This window comes from Streptomyces sp. NPDC056169, from assembly GCF_042268445.1.
Lineage (GTDB): Bacteria > Actinomycetota > Actinomycetes > Streptomycetales > Streptomycetaceae > Streptomyces.
Genome location: NZ_JBHJUO010000009.1, coordinates 216,225 through 239,358, shown reverse-complemented (window position 1 = coordinate 239,358; position 23,134 = coordinate 216,225). Strand labels below are relative to the sequence as shown.

Here is a 23,134-nt window from a genome sequence, read left to right as displayed (position 1 = left end):
CCATGAGCGAGAACGAGGCGCAACAGGCGGTCGCCGCGTTCAGCGCCGCTCGCGACGCGGGCATGCACTCCGGGTCGGGCGCGCCTCGGACGCGCCGCCGTGACGACTGGCGGCCGGTCGCGGATCGACGTACGGGACGTTGGCCACGAGCGGTGCTGGTCGCGCTGGTCTCCGGCATGACGCTGGGCGGCGTGGCAGTGGCCACGGGCCACCTCCCGAGTCCTCTTCCGGATGCGCCGGAACGCCGTCCCGAGCCGAGTGTCAGCGCGGTCGTGCCGACATCGCCCAAGGATGCCGTCGAGCCCGCACCGCCCTCGGAACCGGCTCCGTCCACGGCACCGGCTCCGTCCACGGCACCGGTACGGGAGACCTCCGTGCCGGGGCCGACGGGGTTGGAGCGGGTGCCTCCGGGTGCCGCGAAGAGCCACGAGGCGCTGTGCCGTGCGTACGAGCAGAAGGCCGGGCTCGCGGGCAAGTCCTCGGATTCCACCGCCTTTCGGCGCCTGGCCGAGGCGGCTGGTGGGAAAGAGGCCGTGCCTGTCTATTGCGAGACGCTCACGGGCCGATCTCCGGCCCGTGAAAAGGGCGTTCCCGAGGCGACACACGACGGCCGGGACCACGGCCCGGACCACCCCGAGGTCAGGAATGACCCCGGCCGTCCGTAGGCCCGGTCACGTCCGACGAACTGACGTCAAGCTCAGAACGTGCTCTCCGGAGCGGGCGCGAAGAAGGGCTCCGGTATCAGGGCCGCGATCGAGAAGGGCTCGAACTGCGGATCAGCCACCACGCGGTAGATGAACTCGGGTGTGGACATGTCGACCTGACGCCACTCCCGGTACCCCGATCGCAGCCTCGTTCTGGCCCGCTTCGTCGAGGGCCTCAGCCCCGACGACGAGGCCGACCTACGCCGCCTTCTGCGGGAAGAACGTCCATGATCGCCCTCCTCCTCATCCCCCTCCTGCTGCCCTGTGCCCTGCCGGCCCTGGCGCGCAGGACCGTCGAGCGCGTGCGGCCGGACATCGCCCTCGTGGCGATCACGGGCGCCGACGCCGCACTGGCCTTCGGTGTCGTCGCATGCCTCGGCGTCCTGCTGCTCCCGCTCGCGGTCCGTGTTCCTCGGCTCGCGGCCTTCCTGCACCTCCTCCAGCCGCTCCAGGCCGGTCCGGCGGTCCTCGTGTCCACGGCGTCCGCCGTGGCGGCCGGCGCCCTCGCCGTGACCCTGACGGCCGCCGTCCGCGGAGCACTGGCGGAAGCGGCCCGGCTGCGCACGGCCCGCCGCAGGGTGGCGGGGCTCCCCGAGGCCGGGGGGATGTGCGTCATCGACGACGACCGCCCGGACGCCTTCGCGCTGCCCGGCGGGCCTCGTGGCACGGGGCGGATCGTCGTCACCGCCGGCATGCTCCGGGCCCTCGACAGTCACGAGCGCGAGGCGCTCCTCGGCCACGAACGCGCCCACCTGGCCGGCCGGCACCACCTCTTCCTCGGGCTCGCGCGGCTGGCCGGCTGGTGCCACCCGGCCCTGGCGGCCGTCGTCCCACACGTCTCCTTCGCGGTCGAACGGGCCGCCGACGAGACCGCCGCCCGGGCCTGCGGGGACCGCCGCCTGGCGGCCCGTGCCGTCGGCCGAGCCGCCCTTGCGGTGAGCGCGCGTCCGGCGGGACCGGCACTCCCCGTCCTCGCCGCACGGGCTACCACCGGACCGGTGCCGGCACGAGTCAGGGCGCTCCTCGCTCAGGCACCCACGCGTCGCGTGGCCCCTGCGCTGCCGGCCGTCATCCTGCTCTGCTCCGCGGCGAGCGTCTCCTCCGCCGCCGGGGCCGTCTGGCTGCACCGAGGGGTGGAGATCGCCCAGGGCGAGCACCCCTCCGAATGACGGGCCGGACCGCAGCGGGCCCTGCTGAAGGCAGGGCTGCGCGGCGGGTCCTCGGCCCGTGATCCGCCCGGCTACGAGCCGAGCAGCGTGTCGAGCGCACTCCACAGGCCGGAGGGGCCCGAAGGAGCGCCGAGCAGCTGACTCGCCGAGTACTCCACGTACTCGTGCAGCCCGTACGCCAGAGCCAGCGAAACGAGCGCCACGGCGGCCACCGTCGCAGCCATCCCCAGGGCACGAGCCCGCCGCGCGCCTCCCCGAGGTGCGGCAGGCTCCGGCAGCAGCAGAGCCTGTACCCGCTGCGGCACCGGGCCGCTCGTCACCGAGAGCAGCGGATAACCGTCCGCACGGCCGCGCGACGCCCTGGCCAGTGCCGCCCGCGCGATGGCCGCGGCAGTCACCCGCCGGTCGCCCACGACCGCCGCGGCCGTCTCGTCCGCCCACCGCTCCAGGTGGAAGGCCAGCGCCTCACGCAGGCTTCGCAAGGCGGGGTGCACCATGGCGGCCAGATCCACGACGGCCGACAGCAGGTGGTGACGCCCGTCCAGGTGGGCCCGCTCATGCGCCAGCAGAACCTCCCGTTCGCCATCCTTCAAGACCCGGACCATCCCGGACGTCACGACGATCCGGCCGCGGCGGCCCCGGTACCCGGGCAGCGCGAATGCATCCACGTCAGAACCCGGAACCACCAGCAGATCCCCGTCTCCGGTTCCCTCCTCGGCAGTCAGCCAGGCACGCTTGAGCAGCGAACGGTGCGTGATCCACCGACGCATCAGCAGCACCGACTGAACGAGCAGCGCCACCCCGGCCATACCGGCGAACGGAATCGCCGCGGGCCACACTTCCACCACCCGCCGCAGAGGCACCTGCTCCTGGGATGCCAGGAACGGCACATGGAACAGCCCCATCAGGGCGGCGATCGTCCCGCCGGCCAAGAGCACCGCCGCCCCCGTCAGCTCCCAGCACGCCCAGCGGGGCGGCAGGACCGAGGCGAGACGCCTGGCGATCGCCGCTCCGCCCCAGGGAAAGACCAGGACCAGCAGCACAAGAACGAGGACGAACGTCACGACGGTCCGTCCTCGGCCTCGAGCAGCAGACGCCGCAACGTTTCCTCATCGCTCTTGGTCAGCGACGACACGAACCGCTTGAGCACCAGATCACGCTGCGGCTCACTCTCCAGCACCCGCCGCATCCGGCCGGCGACGAGCCCGGCCGCGTCCTGCGCCGGCTCGTAGGCGAATCCCCGCCCGGCCGGGACTCGGCGCAAGGTCCCCTTCTCGTACAGCCGCGTCAGAATGGTGGCCATCGTCGTCCTGGCCAGGCCCTTGTCGAGGGCGGCGTTCACCTCCTGCGTGGTCATCGGTTTGCCCGACTTCCACAGCGCCGCCAGCACGTCCGCGACGAGCTCGCCGCTCGGCCGTCTCTCGTCCTGACCCTTGCCCGACATTCTCGGCCCGATCTCCCCGCACCCTTGCTCCGCGCAGTCGGCCCCGTGCGGCTCTCGGACCGCCCGTTCGGGCAACTGTGATGATGTACGTAGATATACGTATTTCTCAGGTGTACCTAATCTATCGCTGCTGGTACGCACCGGCAGGGTTCAGGTAGGGGCCTGGAGGTCCGCCGGCGGCGGACACCACGATGTCCAAGGCGCTGAGGGCCACGGTGGCGGGGGCCGGCCCACCGTCGACGGGCGTCACCCGGGGTATCCGGGCCGCCCAGCGGTGATAGCGGGCCCACCATGCCTCGGGCGATCCGGCCGCGTCGTCCCAGCCGCGACGCTTCAGGGTCGCGGGCGTCGTCTCGACGAGGAGCGTCACGTCGTAGCGGTCGGCGAGCCGCGCGAAGTAGACGGCTGAAGGAAGTCGCGGTCGGAGATCGAACTTGACGAGTCCGTCCAGCGGTCCGCGATCTGTCACCACGGCCATGGGGCGCCCCCTTGCCCGTCTCGCCACCGCCATACGCGCGACGCGCGTTCGCAGGTCCAGCTCGCCCGCGTCGACAAGGGCGTGGACGCGGCGCAGCCACGGCCAACTGCGGGTGCGTCCGCGCGCGCTCGACGTTCCCTGGCCCTCTTGCGTGGCCCGCGGGGGCGCACGGAACCGGCGGCAGAGGAAGCAGCCGTAGCAGTACGTGGTTCCCACGGCCCAGCCGAGCTCGCGAAGGAGGGCCTCCTCCCGCCGGACCAACGAGGACTTCCCTGTCCCGTCCGGACCGGAAACCGCGACCAGAAGTGGATCCCTGTTCCGGGATTGCATCGACCCTCCTTCGCGGCGCCCTGTCCGATTCGGCCCGTCTGGTGGCCCGCGAACACAGCCGCTCTCCGTAGGGGAGGGGGCTGATGGTTGCGACTGCTCCAAAGCTCGGGACACATCGCCTTCATGGGGCGTTCTGTGCGAGCCGCGGAGAAGGGAAGCGGAGTCGATCGCCGCACCCGCGAGCGCGAGTGTCGGGATGCCGGGCGAATGTGTCCGGCGCGCCGCGCATCATCTCTACCGTTTGTCTACATCACTGTAGTCGGTGTCTGCGCGGCACGCGAGTCGCACCCGTGCCGTGCACGAGACCGGCTCGATGCCGCTCGCGCATGGTCGTCCGGCACGCGGCCGAAGGGGTCAGCGGCGCAGGGCCGTTCGCAGCGTGAGTCCGTGGTTGCGCCGCAGCCGGTACAGCTCCCAGCACGACAGGGCCGTCACCGTGACGGGGGCGCCGAGGATGAAGATCATCCGGGCGCCCGTCGGGACCTGGGCGTAAGCACCGGTGATCACATCCAGCAGGGCCATCTCCCACACCAGGACGCCGGCGAGGATCGGCGGCAGCACTTCGTGGATGTCGGCGGTGCGGAACACGTGCACCAATGACAGTCCGATGCCGTAGAGCGCGAAGGTGATCGACCACAGGCACAGCACGATGATGACGGTCCTGCCGGGAAGCCCCACGGCCTCCCGCAGTCCGGCCAACTCCGGGGCCATGGCGAGGGCGGAGTTGCCCATGGACGCCATGATGGCCAGTACCGAGCCGAGGGGGCGCAGGGCCCGGCGCAGGTACACCCGGCGCAGGCCGTCCCGTGCGGCTGCCACGAAGGCGCCGACCACCACGGGGAAGGTGCAGACCAGCACCAGCACACTGGACCAGCTCTGGTCGAGGCGGTCGCTCGCCACGCCCTGGACGTCGTCGGCGCTCGCGATGGCGTTGTAGGTGAGCATCAAACCCACCCAGGCGACGAGTCCCAGCCCGGTCCGCCACAACTGGAGCTTGCGGACCTCCCGATCGTCGACGATCCCGGGACGTGAGGGACGGAAGGTCCGCTGGGCGGCGTACAGGGGGTTGTAGAGGCCGCGCAGGATCTTCCGGGCCCGTGAGGGCTCTGCGCGCGGCGGCGGGACCGGTGTGTAGGTCGGCGGGTACGGGTACGCGTACGGGTACTGCGGCGGAGGGCCGGACTGTGCGTACGGATATCCCTGCGGCGGACGGGGGTGGGCGTTCGGGTGTCCCGGCGGGGGGACCGGAGGAGCGTGGGGGTGTCCCTGCCGTAGGTACGCGCCGCCGCTGTCCGCCGGGTCACCGTACCCACCGCTGCCGTAACCGCTCATGCCACTTACCCCCGATGTCCTGCACGTCCGAACCCGGGCATCCTAGGTCCTGGACGTCCGGCGGCGGGGCGCCCGGTCGAGAGGTGCGGTGACGCTCGTGCTGCCGTGCTCCTCGCACCACCCCGTCGACGCGCCGAGGTGAACCCTGATGGTGACAGACCAGTACGGCAACCCGTTGCACGCATGCACCCAGGAGACGGCCACACACCTGGACCGAGCCGTCGAGTCCCTGCTCCACTTCAGCCCCGAGGTGGAGCAAGCGGTCGCCGACGCTCTCGAAAGCGCGCCGACCTCGCCCGTCGCCCAGTCCTTCGCGGCCTATCTGGGGGCGTTGGGCACGGAGCCGGGCGACGCCCTCGCCGCGCGGCGGCGGTTCGACCGGTACGCGGCCGGCGTGGACGTCTCGTCCTTGCCCGCGCGGGAGCGCCTGCACGTCGCCGCGGCCGGGGCGTGGCTGGCCGGAGATCTGCTTCGCGCCGGCGGGCTGCTGGAGGAGCTGTCCCTGGCGTACCCGAGGGACGCGCTCGCCCTGGCCGTGGGGCACCAACTGGACTTCTTCACCGGTGACTCGGTCCGCCTGCGTGATCGCATCGGTGGAGCCCTCTCGGCCTGGGACGCCGCCGATCCTCACCGTGGCCTGGTGTTGGGCATGTACGCGTTCGGGTTGGAGGAGTCGGGTCACTACCGCCTGGCCGAGGAGGCGGGGCTCGCCGCGGTCGAGCAGAACCCTCGCGACGTCTGGGCGATCCACGCCGTGGTGCACACCTATGAGATGCAGGGACGGGTGCCGGAAGGCATCGGCTACCTCGATGCGCGCCGAGACGACTGGGCGCGGGGCAACTACCTCAACGTCCACAACTGGTGGCACTACGCCCTGTACGCCTTGGAAGCGGGCGACACCGGCACCGCCTTGAGCATCTACGACGCCGCCCTGCACAACGACTCGTCGGCCGGTCAGGCCATGGAACTGCTGGACGCCGCAGCGCTGTTGTGGCGGATCGGACTCGCGGGAGGGGATTCCGGCCTCCGCTGCGGAGCCCTGGCAGACGCGTGGGCTTCGCGGGCCGATCCCCCCTTCTACGCGTTCAACGACGTGCACGCCGTCATGTCCTATGTGGGTGCCGGGCGGCTGGGGGAGGCGGAGCGGCTCATCGCCGACCGGCGGCGATGGCTTGCCCAGGGAGGTCCGGACTCCGTCACCAACCGGCGGATGACCGCGGACATCGGTCTGCCCGTGTGCGAAGCGCTGGTGGCGCACGGGCAAGGGAAGCACGCCACCGTCGTGGAGCTCCTGTGGCCGCTGCGCCGTAGGCTGCACGCGTTCGGAGGGAGTCACGCGCAGCGCGACGCGCTCCAGAAGACCCTGCTCGACTCCGCGCTCAGCTCTGGACGGCACGAACTGGCCCGTGCGCTCATCAGCGAGCGGATCGGGCTTCGGCCCGACAGTTCGTACAACTGGGCGGCTCGGGCTCGCCTCGCCGATGCCCTGGGCGACGCAGCCCTGGCCGCCGTCGCTCGCGACCACGAGAGGGACGCGGCCGCGGCAGCCGCCGAAACCCTCCTGCCGGGCACCGATCTGTGAGGCGTCACTCCTCGTCCTCACCCTGGACGCCGGCGCCGGCGCCGGGCTCGTAACCGTCCCGCTCGCCGCGCAGCGAGCCCGGCCCGGCGGGGGCGGTGAGAACGTGCCCATTTCAGGCGGGAGTTCGCCAGACCACGTGTGCGACGTGGAGACGGTGCGGAGAGATCATTAAGAAACCTTGTTGAACAAGTCCGAACCCCGGGTACGCACTTGATTTGCTCCTGCCAACCTGCACAGGGTTCTCTCGAACGTTTGACGCCCCACACGTCAACACGAGGAGAGATCCCCTTTCATGGCAACTCACAAGCGATCCCACGGTCTTCGCAACGCGGCCATAGCCACTGGTGTGGCAGGCGCCGCCGCCGCGGCGCTGTTCGCGAGCAACATCGCCGGAGCGGCCGCCCCGGCCGAAGGGACCGTGCACGGTCTCGGCGCCCCGGGCGCCGTCTCCGGCAGCTTCGTCGTCATCCTCGACGCATCCGCGAACAAGGCGGACCTCGCGAAGAAGTACGGCGGCACCCTCGTTCGCTCCTACGGCTCCGAGGTCAACGGCTTCTCCGCGTCCGGCCTCAGCGTCGAGGAGGCCAAGCGCCTCGCCGCCGACCCCGCCGTCGGAACGGTCGTCCAGAACAAGCGGTTCAGCATCAACGCGACGCAGGAGAACCCCCCGTCCTGGGGCCTGGACCGGATCGACCAGGCCGACACGGCGGGCGACCAGAAGTACAGCTACCCCGACAACGGCGGCGAGGGCGTGACCGCGTACGTCATCGACACCGGCGTACGGATCTCGCACCAGGACTTCGGCGGCCGGGCCAGCCACGGCTTCGACGCCGTGGACAACGACAACACCGCCGACGACGGCAACGGCCACGGCACCCACGTCGCGGGCACCATCGCCGGCACCTCCCACGGCGTCGCCAAGAAGTCCAAGGTCGTCGCCGTGCGCGTCCTGGACGACAACGGCTCCGGCACCACCGAACAGGTCGTGGCGGGCATCGACTGGGTTACCCAGAACCACTCCGGGCCCTCGGTCGCGAACATGAGCCTCGGCGGCGGCGCCGACGAGGCGCTGGACGCGGCGGTGAAGCGGGCCATCGACTCAGGCGTGACCTTCGCGGTCGCGGCCGGCAACGAGTCCTCCGACGCCGGACAGGGCTCGCCGTCCCGGGTGCCGGACGCGCTCACCGTGGCGTCCAGCACCAAGGACGACGAGCAGTCGGACTTCTCGAACTTCGGCGCGGTGGTCGACCTGTACGCGCCGGGCTCGGACATCACGTCCGCCTGGAACGACAGCGACACCGGCACCAAGACGATCTCCGGCACCTCCATGGCCGCCCCGCACGTGGCGGGTGCCGCCGCCCTGTACCTGGCGGCCAACCCGTCCGCGACGCCCGCCGACACCGCCGCCGCGCTGACCGGCGCGGCCACCGCGGACGCCATCAAGAACGCCTCCTCCGGCACCGCGAACAAGCTGCTGAAGGTCGCCCCGTAACGGCACCGTCGCACCACGGCCCGGCGTGACGGCCGCACGCCGGTGAACCGACCGACAAGAGGTGGCCCTCCGCGCCATGGAGGGCCACCTCCTTGTGTGTCGGCCACCATGGGTGATCTCCCGACCCTCCACTTTCGGGGACCGCTACCTCTGCTGCGTTGCGTCCCGGGCCTGCTGGGCGATGTGTTCCAGGACGGCCTTCGGGTCGGCGGAGGGCGCGACGGCCTTGCCGATGTTCCGCTTGATGGTGTCGCTGACCTGCAGCCAGGACGGGTCGTCGACCGGGTAGAGCCGGGCGGTGCGCAGTGCGCTGAGGAACTGCTCGGCGCTGGGGTCCGTCGCGTACTGGGACGTCTCGGTGGCGGACACCGTCGACGGCAACAGGTGGTAGCGCCCGGCGAACTCGCTGATGTTCTTGTCCTGGTAGACGAAGTTCAGGAACGAGCCCACCAGTTCGCGATTGCCGTCGTGCTTGAAGGCCATCATCCAGTCGGCGACGCCCGCCGCGGGCGGGGTCTCCCTGACGTCCAGTGTGTCCGACACCGGCATGCGCAGGGTGCCGACCTTCATGCCCTTCGCCGTCGCCTCGTGGAGGAGTGAGGGATAGCCGTTGACCATGCCGACGTCGCCGCGCAGGAAGGCGTCGAAGGCGTCCTGCCGGTTGAGCTCGGCCGGCGGGACCGGGCCGGTCAGGGCCGGCACGACCAGGTTGTCCTTGATCCAGCGGAATGTCCGCGCGTTCTGTTCGGACGCGATGCTGTACCCGCCGCTGTTGTCGTCGGTGTACCCGCCGCCGTTGCTCAGTTCCCAGATCAGGGCTTCGGCGTGCGCCTCCTCGGGGCCGAGCGGGAGGGCGTACGGGTAGAGCACGCCCTCCCGCTTCAGCGCCTGGGCCGCGTCCTTCAGCTCCGACCAGGTCTTCGGCGGCTTCGCGCCCGCCTCGTCGAACAGCTCCTCGTTGTAGAAGAGCAGTCGGCTGCTTGCCACGAAGGGCAGGCCGTAGAGGTCGCCGTCGAACGAGCCCGCCTCCGCGAGGGGCGGCAGGAAGTTCGCCTCCGTGCTGACCGACATCACCTCGCTGGCGGCGTAGAGGCGGCCCTGCGCGGCGAAGTCGGAGTACGCACCCATCAGCGCCACGTCCGGGGCGTTGCCGTCCTGCACCATGCGGGTGACCTGGCGGTCGATGTCGGCCCACGGGTGGATCGTGACCTCGACCTTGAAGCCGGGATGAGCGGCGGTGAAGGCCGTGGTCAGCTTGTCCCAGTACGCCTTGGAGGTGGTCGCGGGGCCGGCGCCGTACTCGGGTGCCACCAGGCGCAACGTCGTCGCGTCGCTGTCGGACGAGCCGCAGCCGGTGACGAGGGAACCCAGTAGTCCGAACGCGGCCACGGAGGTCGTCAAACCGGAGAGTCTTCGTCGCATGGGTCTTTCCTTTGGATCTTTTTGGACAGTGCGGCTGAAATTCTCTCCTGGTCAGAGGGTGAATTGCGCCCCCTGCCGCACGTTGTGGTCATAGCTCCAAGTGACGGGATTCCGCATGGTGTTTTCCGATATGCCGGGGCCCGGTGGACGCGCGTAGAAGACCTCGTTTCTTCAGGGAACCCGGCGGGGTCGCGGAGGGGGTGCGGCGGACGGTGGGTCAGAGGCGCAGGACGGCCGGGAGTTCGTGCACGCCGTCGAGGAGGTGGGTGGGGCGTTCCGCGGTGAGTTCGTCGCGGGACTGGGCCCCGGTGAGGACGCCCGCGACGATGCCCGCCCGGGCCGCGTGCCCGGCCCGGATGTCGAGCGCGGTGTCGCCGGCGACCACCACCTCGGCGGGGTCGGTGACCCCGGTCAGCTCCATCGCGCGGTGGATCATGTGCGGCGTGGGGCGGCCCGCCGCCACCTCGGAGGCGCAGACGACGGCGTCGAGACGGTCGCCCACGCGCCAGCCGACCGCCGCGAGCAGCGGGTCGGTGACCTGTCGGTCGAAACCGGTGGTGAGGACGACGCGCACGCCCGCGGCGCGGAGCGCGGCGAGTGCCTCGGGGACGCCCGGCAGGGGAGCGGGCCGCACGGTGGCGTAGACGTCGTGGAGGCGGTCGACGAACGTGGAGTGCAGGTCCTCCACCGAGTCGGGGTCGCCCGTCAGAGCGGCGAGCGCCTCGCGCTTGTCGGCCCCCATCCAGCGCCGGATGTCGGCTTCTTCGACCCGTGTGCCGTGGTCCGCGACCACGGACGCGAGGACGCCGTACACCGCGTTCTTCTCGTCGATCGTGGTGCCGGCGATGTCGAGTACGGCCAGGCTGATCATCGTTGTTCCTTCGGAAGGGGGGTCAGGACAGACGGGTGCGGACGGCGGCGGACAGCCGGTCGACGGCCACGATCATGACGACGACCACGAGGATGTGGGTGAGCATCTCGTCGAACTTGAACAGCCGGATGGACTGGTTGATCAGGAACCCGATGCCGCCGGCGCCCACCAGGCCGAGCACGAGCGACGACCGTACGTTGACGTCGAAGCGGTACAGCAGCAGCCCCGCGAGCTGGGGTGTCACGGTCGGCAGCAGCGCGTGCGCGGCGATCTGGATCCGGCCGGCTCCCGCCGATCGCAGGACGCGCGACGGCCCGGGGTCGGCGTCCTCCAGCGCCTCGGCCCAGAGCTTGCCCATCACGCCCACGTTGTGGCAGACGAGGGCGAGCACGCCGGGGAACGGGCCGAGACCGACGGCCGTGACGAAGATCAGCGCGAACACCACGTCGGGCACGGCCCGCAGGAACGAGAGCACCGACCGCGCTCCCTGGTAGACCCCGGTGGACGGCGAGGTGCCGCGCGCCGCGAGCAGGGCCAGGACCAGCGAGAACGGTATGGACAGCGTCGTACCGAGCAGGCCGATCCAGAGCGTGACGAGCGCGCCCGACAGGCTGGGTTCGAGGACCTCCCACGAGAGGTCCGGCGGGAAGGCCTCACCGAGGAAGTCGGCCATGCCGCGCCACCCCTCGACCAGCGCGGCGAAGGACACGTCGGTGGCGTTCCACGCGATCACGTGCACGGCCACCACCACGGCGGCGACGATCGTGACCTTCACGTCCCTGCGGGGACGGCGGGGTCGGGGCGGCACCGGCAGACGGCGTACGTCGCGGTCGGCCGGGCCGTCGTCGGCCGGGGCGGCCCGGTCGGCTGAGGTGTCGGGGTCGACGAGGGTCATGACGCGGCCTCCACGACCGTCGGCTGGTACAGGACGTCGACGCTCTGCCGGGGATCCCCGTCGAGGACCACTCGGCCCTCGCGCAGACCCACGACTCGGTCGGCGTGCCGGGCGGCGAGCGAGGGCTGGTGCAACACCGCGAGGACGGCCAGCCGTTCCACCCGGGCGAGTTCGGCGAGCAGCGCGAGGACCTGCTCGGACGCGGCGGGATCCAGCGCGGAGACCGGCTCGTCGGCGAGCAGGACCCGGGGCCGCTGGCACATGGCCCGGGCGACGGCGACGCGCTGCTGCTGGCCTCCGGAGAGGCTGCCGGCCCGGTCGTGGGCACGGTCGGCCAGGCCGACGCGGTCCAGGCAGGCCATGGCCTCCTCGCGCAGCTCGCGGGGGAACAGCGCGGGGACGAGCGACCGGCGCAGCGACAGCCGGCCGAGGGCGCCGGCGCACACGTTGTCGAGGACGGTGCGACGGCGGACGAGGTGGATGTGCTGGAAGATCATGGCGATGTCGAGCGGGCCCGCGGGCTTGCCGTCCACGGTCACGTGGCCGGACTCCATCGGTTCGAGACCGGCGGCGGCGCGCAGCAGCGTCGACTTGCCGCAGCCGTTGGCGCCGAGCACGGTCAGGAGCTCCCCGCGGGCGACGCGGACGTCCACACCGTGCAGGACGCGGCGTTCGCCGTACCGCACGGTGATGCCGGACAGGGCGAGCATCAGACGTCCTTCTCGGAGAGCTTCAGCGTCTCGGCGAGATCGAAGAGCGGCTGGTACGTGGACTTGTCGACGGCGACCAGAGGGCCCGGCGGGTCGACGTCGAGCAGCGCGCCGATCTTGGCGACCTTGTCGGAGGGGAGCTTCAGCAGCGCCTCGCGTACGGCCTTCTTGAACTCGGGGGAGTGGTCGCCTCGGACGGTGATCGGGTCGTTCGGAATGGGGTCCGAGGTCCAGATCCGGCGGAACCCGCTCTGGTCGAACGTCCCCGCGGCGGTGGCGCTCGCCAGCTGCTGGGAGTTGATCTCGGCGGCCTCCACGGCGCCGTTCTTGAGGGCGAGCAGGGCCTCGGGGTGGCCGCCGGCGTAGTTGACCTTCACGTCGTCCGCCGCCAGGCCGGCGTCCAGGAGGGCCTTACGGGGCAGGGCGTCACCGGAGGTGGAACCGGGCGCGCCCAGGGCGAGGCTGTGGTCGCGCAGGTCCTTGATGGAGGTGAGCGGGGAGTCCTTGGGGACCCAGATGCCGGCGGTGTAGCTGGAGAGCTTGCCGTTCGCGTCGCCGAAGGAGGCGACCGCCTCGGCGTGCGCCCGCTTCTCCGCGAAGACGTAGCCGAGGGGGCCGAAGATGCCGATGTCGAGCTTGCGGTTCTGCATGGCGAGGACTTCGGCGGAGTAGTCCTCGGTGATGGTCAGCTCGACGGGGCAGTTCAGCTTCTCGCCCAGCGCGTCGGCGAGGATCTTCGCGGCGGGCGTGAGCCGCTCGGGGTCCTCGAAGGGCTCGACACCGAAGCGGACCTTGCCGCCGGGACAGGTGGCGGACTCCGCCCCGGCGGAGTCGTCGCTCCCGCAGGCGGTCAGGGTGAGCGCGGCGACGAGGGAGCCGACGACGGAGCCGACGAGGGCGAGACGACGGACGGACACGGTGTACTCCGGGATGAGTGCGGGCTGGCGAGAAGAGAAGGGGGGCAGGGAGAGGGGAGGGGGGGGAAGCAGGGAGGGGAGGGGGAGGGGGGAGGGCGGTGCTGCGGCGGAGATCTCGCCGGGCCGGCCAGGACGAAGGTCTCAGCGTGGGCCGACCCGGGTCAAGAGCCTGTATCTACAAGTCATCGGCTGTTCATCTGGGACGCGGCTGCCGTACGGGTCAGGTGCTGACATGCCCCAGGTCGGCGGCCGTGCGGCGCACCTCGAAGAGGCGGCGCCCGTCGCGATTGATCCACGTCGCGGTCAGGGTCGGCATGGCGCCGGTCGTGTCGGCCACCAGCTTCAGGAACACGTGCGGCTCGACCGCGCTGTGCACGAGGTACGGGCTGGGCACGTTCAGGCTCGGGATCGTGCTGCTGTGCAGGGGACTGACGATGAACTGCCACAGGTCGTAGCCCACGCGCGGGCCGTAGTTCAGGGCACGGGAGACGTGGATGTCCCCGCCGATGAGGAAGCAGCCGGGGATCCGCTCGGCGGCGATGAAGTCGAGCAGCGCTTCCTTCTCGTGGGCGTAGGTGCCCCAGTCGTCCGACTCCCCGTTCTGCTTGTCGTCCCAGATCATGCCGCTGGCCAGCGCCTTGAAGGGGGCCGTGCTCCGGAGGAGCCGCTCGCGCAGCCAGTCCCACTGCACCTGCCCGAGGCAGCCGGGCTTGGCCGGGTCGGCCCAGCTGGCCTCCGTACGGCTGAACCAGCGCGGGTCGAGCAGGAAGACCTCGATGGGGCCGCGGCGGAAGGAGGTGTAGACGCCGAGGCCGTCGGCGCGTGTGGTGAGGCCGGCGCCGTCGGCGTCGTGCCCGAACGTGGCGTTGGCGCGGTAGTCGACGAACGCGGTCCGGTTGTTGCCCTTGCCCGGGTGGTCGCCGTGCTTGTCATTACCACCGAAGTCGTGGTCGTCCCAGGTCGCCCAGACGGGCCGGGAGGCGACCAGCCGCGCCAGCTCCGGCTGCTGGAGGAACGTCCGGTGCTTGCGGCGGGCCACCGTCAGGTCCGAGGTGTCCAGGTAGGGCGTGTCGCCGAGCAGGACGAAGCTGTCGCAGCCCTCGTCCATGATCCTGGTCCACACGTGGTCCGGGGTCGACGGCGCACAGGAGCCCATCCCCATCGTGACGACGGCCGGCCGGCCCGGGGCGGGAGACGTCGCGAACGAGCCGGTCAGCGGGGTGAAGCCGGCCACCGGGGTGGCGGGTGCGATGACGATCTCGTACGTCGTGTCCGGGTTCAGACCGCGGAGGTCGAAGAGCAGGGTGTTGTCGTTGGCCGTCGACAGCGCCGCCTCGACGGAGTGCGGTACGCCCTTCTCCTTCTGGTACGTACAGGTCCAGCGGGCGTGCAGCGTGGGATCGAGGCCGGGGCGCGCCCAGACGCGGGCGGTCGTGAAGTCGACGTGTCCGACGAGCGGGCCGGTCGCCGGGTCGGGCGGCATGGGCGTCGGCGTGACGGGGGGCGCGCTGCCCTCCCGTACGAGGCCCACGTAGCCGGCGAGCGCCTCGAAGAACGCGACGCTGTCCGCCACGGCGAGCTCCGGCTGGACCGGTGCGCCGGTGGCGTCGAAGCACTTGTCGATCGTCAGGCTCGTGATCAGGAACCGCCCGGCGCCGTGGGCGCCTTCGAGCAGGGCGGGCGGGTGGCCGGTGGCGGCGCAGGCCATCAGGACGCGCAGGGACCGCCATGTGCCGACGGTCTCCCAGCTGACCCGCATCGAGGTGCTGCGACCGGTGAACAGCCGGCCGCCGCTGGTGCGAAGCCCCGCGACCAGGGGATGGTCGGCGACGACGGGGTGGATCGTGTCGTAGTCGGCATCGGTGCGCACCGCGCCCAGGGAGTCGGGGAGGTACGAAACCTCCGCGCCGAACTGGTCGGACTGCGCCAGGTCCAGGACGACCCGGCCGCCCTCGGCGAAGCAGCGCAGCGAACCGCCGTGGGCGGAGAGGTAGGTGGCGTAGCGGGGGTCGTTGTTGGTGAAGCTGCCGAAGGCGATCAGGTCCACCGGCTCGGGCTGGTCGACGGCGGACCGGGTGAGGTCCAGCGGTACGACGGTGAAGCCGGCCCGCCGCAGCAACTCGGCCAGCCCCGTGGCCTTGGTCCACTGGTCGGCGTACTCGAGCACGGCGGCGCGCAGCGGGCCGGCCGCGGCGGAGGTCGTCGCGGTACCGGTGGCGGTCGTGGTGGCGGCTGCGGTGGCGGTCGCGGTGGTCGGCGTGGCGGCGACGAGCGCGGCGGCGACACCGCCGGTCAGCAACAGCCGTCTGTCGAAGCCCTTTTCGGTCATGTCTCGTCCCCTCGGAGGCGCGGGTGGCGCGGGTGGCGCGGGTGGGTGTGCGGACGGTTCCGTCCCGGGAGGAACGCTGGCAGAGGTGGTGGACCGGATTCAATAGCTTGTATTTACAAGTCATCTGAAGTTCACCGGTTCAAGGAACCCGCTGATCGGCAGGGGGGAACCAGTAAGGTCACGTGCATGGCGACACCCCTGCACCGGGCCATTGAGGCGACGCTGCGTCAACGCATCCGCAGCGGAGAGATCCGCATCGGCGAGCCGCTCCCCTCGGAGTCGCAGCTGTGCGAGGAGTTCTCCGCGTCGCGCGGCCCGGTGCGCCAGGCCCTGGCCTCGCTGCGGGAGGAGGGGCTGATCGGCGGCGGGCAGGGCAAGCGGACCGTGGTGCTCGACGCCGTCCCGGCCCAGCCCTTCGAGTCGTTCCTCTCCTTCACCCGGCGCGCCGAGATGACGGGGTACGCGCCGGGCCAGCGGCTCCAGGAGATCGCACGGCGGCGTCCCGAGCCGGAGGTCGCCGCCGCACTTCAGATCGACCCGGACGAGCTCGCCGTCCAGCTCCTGCGGCTGCGGCTGCTCGACGGACGTCCGGCGATGCTGGAACGCATGACCTACACGGCGCCCGTCGGACGCCTGCTCATCGACGCCGACCTCGACGCCGGGTCGATCTACGCCCTGCTCACCGGGCAGGGCGTGGATCTGCACTCCGCCCGCCACACCTTCGACGCGGTCGCGGCCGACGCCGTCGACGCCCAGCTCCTCGACGTGCCGGAGGGTTCGCCCTTGCTGAGGGAGCGGCGGCTGACCACCGACTCCCAGGGCGTCCCGATCGAGTGGTCCGACGACCGCTACCGCCCCGACGTCGCCACCATCACGGTCACCAACACCCGCAGTTCACGCACCGCCATGCTGTGACGGACCCCTAGGGCCTGTCCGGCCGTGATCCGCCGGGCAGGCCCTAGAGGGCGGGCGCGATCGCCTGCCGCGGCTCGGCCGCGTGGCGAGCGGCCTCCACGGCCGCGTCCAGCGCGTGCAGGGGGTAGGTCCCGCCGATCAGCTCGGCGAACGGGTACGTGCGGTGGTGTGCGGCGAGGAAGTCCACCGCGGTCTGGAGGTCCTCCGCCCGGTAGTTGTGGACACCGACCACGGAGTGCAGGCCGCGTACGACGCGCTCGGGGTCCAGGGCGACGGGCCTCCCCGGCGACACCGAACCCGCCAGGACGAGCCCGCCTCCCACCGCGAGGGCGGCCAGGCAGGTCTCCACGGCCTCGGCTTGTCCGGACAGCTCCAGGGCCACGTCGACGTCGCCGGGTACGGCTCCGGTGTCCCGCGCCTCCGCGGCCCCGAAGCGCAGGGCCTGTTCCCGCCGGCGCGGCTCCGGGTCCATCGCGACCACGTGCGCCCCGGCCTCCCGTGCCATCGCCACCGCGCTCAGCCCGAGCATGCCCGCGCCGGTCACGAGCACGCGCCGCCCGTCGAGCGGTCCGGCGGCGCGGAGCGCGGCGGCGACGGTGGCGGTGGCGCACGAGGCGGGGCTGGCCACCCCGTCCGGCAGGGCGTCGGGGACGGAGACCACGGTCGTGCCGGGGAGCAGGACGCAATGGGTGGCGAATCCGCCGGTCAGCGGCGCGCTCTCGTCCCACGGCTCGTGCCCGTACTTGAGCAGCCGTCGGCACTTCTGGGGCATGCCGCGTCCGCACCGGTCGCACGTCCCGCACGACGCGGTCACGGACCACACCACCCGCATGCCGGGGGCGACAGGAGTCCCGTCGGCGCAGCGCGGACCACCTGCGCCGACGGCCGTCACCGTGCCCACCTGCTCGTGCCCGAGGAGCGCGGGCACGGGGGAGGCCCGCCGTCCGCCGACGGTGTGCAGATCGCTGCCGCACACGGTCGCGAGATCGATCCGTACGAGGACTTCGCCGGCGCCGGGTGTGCGGGGTGTCCCGACGGAGACGACGGAGAACGGCCGGCCCACACCCTCCCAGCGTGCGCAGCGGGCGTGGACGGTGTCAGGGGGGAGTGTCAGAGGTGTCACAGCGCTCAACATGGCACGAGACGGCCCGGCGGGGCAAGCACTTGTCTTGACAAGTTGCTCTCCTGTGCCGGAGTGGAGCCCTCGGCCTCTGCCCGGGCTCCACTGGATGGCCGGGCTTTCCTTGCTGGAGTGGAGTGGAGTGGAGTCGGCTGGGCGGTCGTGCTGGTCACGTCGCGGGGGTGTCCCTCCGCGGCCCCTCGATCGCGCGGCGCAGCAGGGTGAGGAACTCGTCCCGTTCGTGCGGGGAGAAGTGCGCCAGCATCTGGTCGCTCACCGCGATGGCCGCGGGCGCCAGGCCGGTGGCCAGTTCCCGGCCGGCCCGGGTGATGCTCACCAGCTTTCGCCGTCGGTCGGCGTCGTCCTTGGCCATGTCCACCAGCCCGCGCTTCCGCAGGCGGTCCAGGAGGGGCGCCATCGTCGACTTGTCGAGGTTGGCCAGGGCGCCGAGCATGCCCTGATCCATGGTGCCGCGGGCGTCCAGCAGGCTCAGGACGGTGAACTGCGGCCCCGTCAGATCCTGGTGCACCTGCTCGTACCAGAGGCGCGTGTGCACCTGGTTGAGCTGGCGGACCAAGGGGCCGAGACCGCCGATCGCGGTCAGCAGGTCGTGGGGGTCCTGGCTCTGTGCCGGCATGGTCCGCCGCCGCTCCGTCGAATTGATTAGGACGTACACGTACTATACCGTCCAGGAATTAGGACGCACACGCCATAACTGTGTGTGGTCCGGAAGAGAGAGGAGGTGGTGGCGTGAAGCTCGTCGTCGCGATGACCGGGGCCACCGGCACGCCCCTGGGAGTTCGCTTGCTGGAGTCCCTGAGGGAACTGGGGGTCGAGACACATCTGGTCGTCAGCCGCTGGGCGCGGGCCACGCTCGCGCAGGAGACCGACTACACGCTGCGTGACGTGCAGGCGCTCGCCTCGGTGTGTCACAGCCCGGACGATCAGGGGGCGTCGATCTCCAGCGGCTCGTTCCGGGTGGACGGCATGGTGGTCGTGCCGTGCAGCATGAAGACACTCGCCTCGATCCGTACCGGCTACGGCGAAGGGCTCATCGGCCGGGCCGCGGACGTGACGCTCAAGGAACGGCGCAAGCTCGTCCTGGTCGCCCGGGAGACGCCGCTGTCGGCCGTCCACCTGGAGAACATGCTCGAAGTGACGCGGATGGGCGCCGTCGTCATGCCGCCGGTCCCCGCGTTCTACAACCGGCCCTCGAAGATCGCCGATGTCGTCGAACACGTCGTCGCTCGCATCCTGGACCAATTCGACCTGGACATGCCCACCGCCCGGCGGTGGCAGGGCATGAAGGTGCCCGCGCACCGCACGGCGCCGCCGCGCCGTACTCCAGACCCCACCTGACTCCGGACCCCTCCGTACTCCGGACTCCGCCTGACTCCGGACCCCTCCGCACTCCATACCCACCGGACTCCGGACCCTCCGGAATCCGGACCCCTCCTGACTCCCCGGCAAGAAAGGTTCCGTCATGACACAACGCGGCAGCGCGCTCAACTTCCGTGACTTCGTGGAGGACGCACTCGCCTCGGGCGACGCGATCGAGATAGGCAAGCCGGTCAGCCCCACGCTGGAGGTCGGAGCCATCACCCGGCGCGTCTACGAGACGAGGAGCCCCGCCCCCCTGTTCGGCAATCTCACCGAGGGCGAGGCCGGCTGCCGGATCCTCGGAGCGCCCGCCGGCCTGACCGGCATCGGCAAGGGACAGTACGGCCGACTCGCCGCGCACTTCGGACTGGGACGCGAGACCGAGCCCCGTCAGCTGCTGGAACACCTCATCCGCGCGATGCACGCCGACCCCGTCCCCCCGCGGGTGGTGGAGACCGGGCCGTGCAAGGAGAACGTCCTGACCGGCGACGACGTCGACCTGGAGCGCTTCCCGGTGCCGTTGCTGCACCAGGAAGACGGCGGCCGGTACGTCGGGACCTACGGCTTCCACGTGGTGCGCTCACCCGACGGGCGGTGGACGAGCTGGTCGGTCAGCCGCACCATGCTCCACGGGCGCACCACCCTGGTTGGTCCGGCCATGGCGCAGCAGCACCTCGGCATGATCCATGCCATGTGGCGCGAGAAGGGCCTGCCCACCCCCTGGGCGATGGTGCTCGGGGCCCCGCCGGCGGCGCTGGCCGCGGCGGGTATGCCGCTTCCCGCCGAGGTGAACGAGGACGGCTACGTCGGAGCCCTCACGGGCAGTGCCGTCGAGGTCGTCCGCACCGAGCTGCACGACCTGTTCGTGCCGGCCAACGCGGAGATCGTGCTGGAGGGATACATCAGCCCCGACGAGACCGCCCCCGAGGGGCCGATGGGCGAGTACCACGGATACTCCTTCGCCGAGAGCAAGCAGCAGCCCGTCTTCCACGTCGAGGCGGTGACCCACCGTGACGACCCCATCCTGCCCGTCTGCGCGGCCGGCCTTCCCCCGGAGGAGAACCACACCGTCTGGGGCACCATGATCTCCGCCGTCAGCCTCGATCTGCTGCGTTCCCACGGCCTGCCCGTCGATCTGGCCTGGTGCTCGTACGAGGCCGCGACGTGCTGGATCGTCGTGTCCGTCGACATCGAGCGGCTGGCCCTGACGCACCTGAGCGAACGACAACTGGCCGACGCGGTGGCCGACGTCCTCTTCGGCTCGCACACCGGCTGGCTGGTGCCCAAGGTCCTCCTGGTGGCGAACGACATCGACATCACCGACATCGATCAGGTGGTGTGGGCCCTGGCCACCCGGTACCACCCCGGCACCGGCGAGTACGTCTACCCCGAGGCGCCGGGCATCCCCATGGTCCCGTACCTGACTCCCGAGGAGGTGCGTACCGGCCGCGGCGGGAAGTCCGTCACCAGCCTGTTGCTGCCGGAACAGTTCGCAGGCACCACCCGTGGCCGCACCGCGTCCTTCCGGCACTCGTTCCCCGACGATCTGCGAGAACGGGTCGTGGGGAACTGGGCCGCCTTCGGCTTCCCTGCGAGCGAGCCGACAACGACCTGAGCCAGCCGTCCGGCGTCCGTCGTACGCCGTCGGGCGTCCGTCCTACGCCGTCCACCGCCCATCACTCATCACCCCTCACCCAGCGCCCACCGTCCCGCTGCTCATCCGATCTCGAAGCCGAAGCTCGCCCAGACCACCTTGCCGTCCTCCGAGTACCGGACACCCCAGCTCTCCGTGAGGCTCGCGCAGATGTAGAGGCCGCGGCCGCCCTCGTCGCTCTCCCGGGCGTGACGGAGGTGCGGAGCCGTCTGCGCGGCGTCCGACACCTCGCAGGTCAGCAGGCGCGGCTCCCTGATCAGACGGAGGGTGATCGGCGACGTACCGTAACGGACGGCGTTGGTGACGAGTTCGCTGACGACGAGCTCCACCGTGAACGGGTCGACGGGAGTGCCCCAGCGGTCCAGACAGCGGTCGACCGCATGGCGGGCGTCCGCCACGGCCGCCGGGTCCGCCGGGAGCTCCCAGGTGAACACCTGGTCCGCGGGGAGATGGCGCGTACGGGCCGTCAGAAGGACGTCCTGGGGGCTGAGCAGGCGCTCCAGGGCGTCCGCCATAGTGTCGGGGCGGTGCGAGGGATGCGACAGGGCCTCCGCCAGGCTCGCGAGGGAGAACCCGGGGCCGTCCGTCCCCCGCGAGGAGAGACAGACCGTGCTGCCGGCTTCCAGCGTGTACGAGGCGCTGGGGAACGGCGGCTGCTCGGCGCCGAGCAGGGGGCCCACCGGTACGGGCGAGGGCTCCACCGACCCGTCGGGGCGGACGAAGGCGAGGAGACAGTCCCCGGCGCGCGCCACGTCGAGCCGCCCGCTCACCGGGTCGTACACCGCGATCGTGCAATCGGCCGAGGGTTCCTCGACATCGGAGAGTTCACCCTGTTCCCGCGCGAGCCGGCGCACGGTCAGATGGAGCCTGGCCAGCAGCTCGTGCGGTTCCACATCGAGACCGGTCAGGGTGTGCACGGTCGTGCGCAGCTGGCTCATCGTCGCCACGGCGCTGACTCCTGACTGCTCCACCCGGCCCGCCACCAGCGCGACGCGGGCGGAGGGGAGGGCGATCACGTCGCACCAGGTGCCGGCGCCGCTGGCCTCGGAACGCTGCCGCTGGGCGACCTCGACGGCGTTCTGCGTCCCCTCCGGCTGCCGGCGCGGCCAGCCTTGAAGGGTGGTCATGACGATGTGCTCGCGAGAGAACAGGAGGGCGTTGTCGAGGCACGTCGCCGTGCGCTCCGCGACACCGGCGGCCAGCGCGAGATCCTCGTCCTCGAAGGGATCGGAGTTCGGGAGCCGGTGCAGGGCGACCGCCCCCAGCAGGGCACCCCGCACGGTGAAGGGCGCCACCAGGACCTGGGACGCGGACGCCCCCGCCGGCGCGGGCAGCAGCGTCGGCCGCTCCGGCAGAGGCTCGCCGAAGAGTCCGGGCAGCAGGACGGCGCCGACCTCCGGCAGGTGCTCCGACCGGTCCGAACCGGCGGTGGCGGCGCAGCGCAGCACCGGGGGAACGGTCCGTACGGAGAGCGCCGGATCCTCACCGCGCAGCACGTCGTCGGTGAGGGCGACCACGGCCCAGTCTGCGAAGCCCGGCACGGTCACGTCGGCGAGGTCGCGGGCGGTGCGCAGCACGTCGAGACTCCGGCCGACGCGCTCGCGCACGGCGTGCAGCAGGCGCAGGCGTCGCTCGGTCCGGTCGTTCTCGGTGACGTCGATCGCCGTGGCCACGAGCCCGATGGGCCGGCCGCGAGGATCCGTCAGCCGGAAGACGGACGTCGAGAACACGTGGTCGCGGTCCGGATCCGACGGCGGCCTGCCCCGGAGGGGGACGTCGCGCCTCGGACGCCCCGTGGCGAGGACCTCGCGCAGCGCTTCCTCGTCCAGGTACGGCGCGAACCGCGCGTACGCCTCGGACACGGGCCGCCCGAGTACGTGCTCCTCGGGGACGCCGCGCATCCCGGCCGCCACCGTGTTCACCCGGACGACCCGCAGGTCGAGGTCCAGGACGTGCAGCCCTACGGCCGATTGGGTGAAGACGGCGTCCAGGACGGCCTCGTCCAGGCCCTCCCGGTCATCCGGCCAGACGCCCCACGCGGTGGGGCCCGGCCCGGGCACGGGGCCGATGCGCCAGGCCGTGCCGTGATCGGATGCCTCCAGCAGGGCGAGGGCGGACGTCCCCAGTATCTCGGCGCCCTGAAGACCGAGGACGTCCTTCGCCCGGTCGCTCCAGAACCGCAGCACCCCGTCCGAATCCATCACCAGAAGGGGAGCGTCGTGGTCGTCGGACGACTTGGGGGAGGACATGCCACCTCGCCTCTCCGGACGGTGTTCGTTCCCGGGATGCTCGCACGCCGACCGCCGCCCCGCATGTCGTCACCGGGCGGTACGGCCGGTGACGACGGTACGGCCGGTGACGGCGTGGTGACGGCGTGGTGACGGCGATGT

20 protein-coding genes are annotated in these 23,134 nt (G+C 71.6%); 7 read left to right on the top strand and 13 right to left on the bottom strand.

Features of this window, described 5'->3' with window-relative positions:
• The first annotated feature begins 2 nt into the window (after positions 1 to 2).
• Both ACFC0G_RS16975 and ACFC0G_RS16970 read left to right on the top strand, forming a co-directional pair.
• Complete coding sequence (locus tag ACFC0G_RS16975; protein ID WP_376403788.1) at positions 3 to 665, top strand: hypothetical protein; 663 nt, start codon at positions 3 to 5, stop codon at positions 663 to 665.
• A 266-nt stretch (positions 666 to 931) separates the two neighbouring features.
• The gene (locus tag ACFC0G_RS16970; RefSeq protein ID WP_376403786.1) at positions 932 to 1,873 is read left to right on the top strand and encodes a M56 family metallopeptidase; all 942 of its coding nucleotides are present in this window, start codon (positions 932 to 934) and stop codon (positions 1,871 to 1,873) included.
• A gap of 71 nt (positions 1,874 to 1,944) precedes the next feature.
• Here the strand turns inward: ACFC0G_RS16970 and ACFC0G_RS16965 are convergent, their stop codons facing one another.
• The 4 genes from ACFC0G_RS16965 to ACFC0G_RS16950 all read right to left on the bottom strand — a co-directional run bounded on the left by ACFC0G_RS16965 (position 1,945) and on the right by ACFC0G_RS16950 (position 5,457).
• The gene (locus tag ACFC0G_RS16965; RefSeq protein WP_376403783.1) at positions 1,945 to 2,937 is read right to left on the bottom strand and encodes a M56 family metallopeptidase; all 993 of its coding nucleotides are present in this window, start codon (positions 2,935 to 2,937) and stop codon (positions 1,945 to 1,947) included.
• The gene (locus ACFC0G_RS16960) at positions 2,934 to 3,317 is read right to left on the bottom strand and encodes a BlaI/MecI/CopY family transcriptional regulator (RefSeq protein WP_376403781.1); all 384 of its coding nucleotides are present in this window, start codon (positions 3,315 to 3,317) and stop codon (positions 2,934 to 2,936) included. The genes ACFC0G_RS16965 and ACFC0G_RS16960 overlap by 4 nt, the downstream gene beginning before the upstream one ends.
• Before the next feature lie 121 nt (positions 3,318 to 3,438).
• Entirely contained in the window at positions 3,439 to 3,795 is a 357-nt protein-coding gene (locus tag ACFC0G_RS16955) for a hypothetical protein (RefSeq protein WP_376403779.1), read from the bottom strand.
• Positions 3,796 to 4,479: 684 nt separating this feature from the next.
• Positions 4,480 to 5,457, bottom strand: coding sequence for a hypothetical protein (locus tag ACFC0G_RS16950; protein ID WP_376403777.1), 978 nt, complete (start codon positions 5,455 to 5,457; stop codon positions 4,480 to 4,482).
• Positions 5,458 to 5,605: 148 nt separating this feature from the next.
• Between ACFC0G_RS16950 and ACFC0G_RS16945 the strand changes: the two genes are divergently transcribed.
• Positions 5,606 to 7,039, top strand: coding sequence for a tetratricopeptide repeat protein (locus ACFC0G_RS16945; RefSeq protein WP_376403775.1), 1,434 nt, complete (start codon positions 5,606 to 5,608; stop codon positions 7,037 to 7,039).
• A gap of 292 nt (positions 7,040 to 7,331) precedes the next feature.
• Entirely contained in the window at positions 7,332 to 8,531 is a 1,200-nt protein-coding gene (locus ACFC0G_RS16940) for a S8 family serine peptidase (protein ID WP_376403773.1), read from the top strand.
• Between the two features lie 144 nt (positions 8,532 to 8,675).
• Here the strand turns inward: ACFC0G_RS16940 and ACFC0G_RS16935 are convergent, their stop codons facing one another.
• From ACFC0G_RS16935 to ACFC0G_RS16910, 6 genes are all read right to left on the bottom strand, one after another.
• Complete coding sequence (locus ACFC0G_RS16935; RefSeq protein WP_376403771.1) at positions 8,676 to 9,953, bottom strand: extracellular solute-binding protein; 1,278 nt, start codon at positions 9,951 to 9,953, stop codon at positions 8,676 to 8,678.
• 217 nt (positions 9,954 to 10,170) lie between these two features.
• Complete coding sequence (locus tag ACFC0G_RS16930; protein WP_376403769.1) at positions 10,171 to 10,824, bottom strand: phosphonatase-like hydrolase; 654 nt, start codon at positions 10,822 to 10,824, stop codon at positions 10,171 to 10,173.
• 22 nt (positions 10,825 to 10,846) lie between these two features.
• Positions 10,847 to 11,719, bottom strand: coding sequence for a phosphonate ABC transporter, permease protein PhnE (gene phnE, locus ACFC0G_RS16925; protein ID WP_376403767.1), 873 nt, complete (start codon positions 11,717 to 11,719; stop codon positions 10,847 to 10,849).
• On the bottom strand, positions 11,716 to 12,429 hold the full coding sequence (locus ACFC0G_RS16920; protein ID WP_376403765.1) for a phosphonate ABC transporter ATP-binding protein: 714 nt from the start codon (positions 12,427 to 12,429) through the stop codon (positions 11,716 to 11,718). Before ACFC0G_RS16920 ends, phnE begins: the two co-directional genes overlap by 4 nt.
• Positions 12,429 to 13,346: a phosphate/phosphite/phosphonate ABC transporter substrate-binding protein gene (locus ACFC0G_RS16915; RefSeq protein WP_376403763.1), complete on the bottom strand. Its 918-nt coding sequence runs from the start codon at positions 13,344 to 13,346 to the stop codon at positions 12,429 to 12,431. The genes ACFC0G_RS16920 and ACFC0G_RS16915 overlap by 1 nt, the downstream gene beginning before the upstream one ends.
• A gap of 220 nt (positions 13,347 to 13,566) precedes the next feature.
• The gene (locus ACFC0G_RS16910) at positions 13,567 to 15,675 is read right to left on the bottom strand and encodes an alkaline phosphatase D family protein (RefSeq protein ID WP_376403761.1); all 2,109 of its coding nucleotides are present in this window, start codon (positions 15,673 to 15,675) and stop codon (positions 13,567 to 13,569) included.
• A 186-nt stretch (positions 15,676 to 15,861) separates the two neighbouring features.
• Between ACFC0G_RS16910 and ACFC0G_RS16905 the strand changes: the two genes are divergently transcribed.
• Complete coding sequence (locus ACFC0G_RS16905) at positions 15,862 to 16,590, top strand: GntR family transcriptional regulator (protein WP_376403759.1); 729 nt, start codon at positions 15,862 to 15,864, stop codon at positions 16,588 to 16,590.
• Between the two features lie 43 nt (positions 16,591 to 16,633).
• On the opposite strand, the gene ACFC0G_RS16900 is transcribed toward ACFC0G_RS16905, so the two are convergent.
• Together ACFC0G_RS16900 and ACFC0G_RS16895 are read right to left on the bottom strand one after the other, a co-directional pair.
• Complete coding sequence (locus ACFC0G_RS16900) at positions 16,634 to 17,713, bottom strand: zinc-binding dehydrogenase (protein ID WP_376403757.1); 1,080 nt, start codon at positions 17,711 to 17,713, stop codon at positions 16,634 to 16,636.
• A gap of 166 nt (positions 17,714 to 17,879) precedes the next feature.
• Positions 17,880 to 18,347 (bottom strand): MarR family winged helix-turn-helix transcriptional regulator, encoded by a 468-nt coding sequence (locus ACFC0G_RS16895; RefSeq protein WP_376403755.1) that lies wholly within the window; start codon positions 18,345 to 18,347, stop codon positions 17,880 to 17,882.
• A gap of 113 nt (positions 18,348 to 18,460) precedes the next feature.
• Here ACFC0G_RS16895 and ACFC0G_RS16890 point away from each other — a divergent pair, with 113 nt between their 5' ends.
• Both ACFC0G_RS16890 and ACFC0G_RS16885 read left to right on the top strand, forming a co-directional pair.
• Positions 18,461 to 19,069, top strand: coding sequence for a non-oxidative hydroxyarylic acid decarboxylases subunit B (locus tag ACFC0G_RS16890; RefSeq protein ID WP_376403753.1), 609 nt, complete (start codon positions 18,461 to 18,463; stop codon positions 19,067 to 19,069).
• A gap of 124 nt (positions 19,070 to 19,193) precedes the next feature.
• Entirely contained in the window at positions 19,194 to 20,705 is a 1,512-nt protein-coding gene (locus ACFC0G_RS16885) for a UbiD family decarboxylase (RefSeq protein WP_376403751.1), read from the top strand.
• A gap of 101 nt (positions 20,706 to 20,806) precedes the next feature.
• Here ACFC0G_RS16885 and ACFC0G_RS16880 read toward each other — a convergent pair whose 3' ends face one another.
• On the bottom strand, positions 20,807 to 22,993 hold the full coding sequence (locus tag ACFC0G_RS16880) for a SpoIIE family protein phosphatase (protein ID WP_376403749.1): 2,187 nt from the start codon (positions 22,991 to 22,993) through the stop codon (positions 20,807 to 20,809).
• Positions 22,994 to 23,134 lie beyond the last annotated feature (141 nt).

What these genes read in the sequence shown, in the direction of transcription:
- ACFC0G_RS16970 (WP_376403786.1), top strand. Translation starts at nt 932, where the DNA reads ATGATCGCCCTCCTCCTCATCCCCCTCCTGCTGCCCTGTGCCCTGCCG.
- ACFC0G_RS16910 (WP_376403761.1), bottom strand. Translation starts at nt 15,675, where the DNA reads ATGACCGAAAAGGGCTTCGACAGACGGCTGTTGCTGACCGGCGGTGTC.
- ACFC0G_RS16905 (WP_376403759.1), top strand. Translation starts at nt 15,862, where the DNA reads ATGGCGACACCCCTGCACCGGGCCATTGAGGCGACGCTGCGTCAACGC.
- ACFC0G_RS16920 (WP_376403765.1), bottom strand. Translation starts at nt 12,429, where the DNA reads ATGCTCGCCCTGTCCGGCATCACCGTGCGGTACGGCGAACGCCGCGTC.
- ACFC0G_RS16940 (WP_376403773.1), top strand. Translation starts at nt 7,332, where the DNA reads ATGGCAACTCACAAGCGATCCCACGGTCTTCGCAACGCGGCCATAGCC.
- ACFC0G_RS16975 (WP_376403788.1), top strand. Translation starts at nt 3, where the DNA reads ATGAGCGAGAACGAGGCGCAACAGGCGGTCGCCGCGTTCAGCGCCGCT.
- ACFC0G_RS16945 (WP_376403775.1), top strand. Translation starts at nt 5,606, where the DNA reads ATGGTGACAGACCAGTACGGCAACCCGTTGCACGCATGCACCCAGGAG.
- ACFC0G_RS16935 (WP_376403771.1), bottom strand. Translation starts at nt 9,953, where the DNA reads ATGCGACGAAGACTCTCCGGTTTGACGACCTCCGTGGCCGCGTTCGGA.
- ACFC0G_RS16895 (WP_376403755.1), bottom strand. Translation starts at nt 18,347, where the DNA reads ATGCCGGCACAGAGCCAGGACCCCCACGACCTGCTGACCGCGATCGGC.
- ACFC0G_RS16885 (WP_376403751.1), top strand. Translation starts at nt 19,194, where the DNA reads ATGACACAACGCGGCAGCGCGCTCAACTTCCGTGACTTCGTGGAGGAC.
- ACFC0G_RS16950 (WP_376403777.1), bottom strand. Translation starts at nt 5,457, where the DNA reads ATGAGCGGTTACGGCAGCGGTGGGTACGGTGACCCGGCGGACAGCGGC.
- ACFC0G_RS16880 (WP_376403749.1), bottom strand. Translation starts at nt 22,993, where the DNA reads ATGTCCTCCCCCAAGTCGTCCGACGACCACGACGCTCCCCTTCTGGTG.
- phnE (WP_376403767.1), bottom strand. Translation starts at nt 11,719, where the DNA reads ATGACCCTCGTCGACCCCGACACCTCAGCCGACCGGGCCGCCCCGGCC.
- ACFC0G_RS16930 (WP_376403769.1), bottom strand. Translation starts at nt 10,824, where the DNA reads ATGATCAGCCTGGCCGTACTCGACATCGCCGGCACCACGATCGACGAG.
- ACFC0G_RS16960 (WP_376403781.1), bottom strand. Translation starts at nt 3,317, where the DNA reads ATGTCGGGCAAGGGTCAGGACGAGAGACGGCCGAGCGGCGAGCTCGTC.
- ACFC0G_RS16955 (WP_376403779.1), bottom strand. Translation starts at nt 3,795, where the DNA reads ATGGCCGTGGTGACAGATCGCGGACCGCTGGACGGACTCGTCAAGTTC.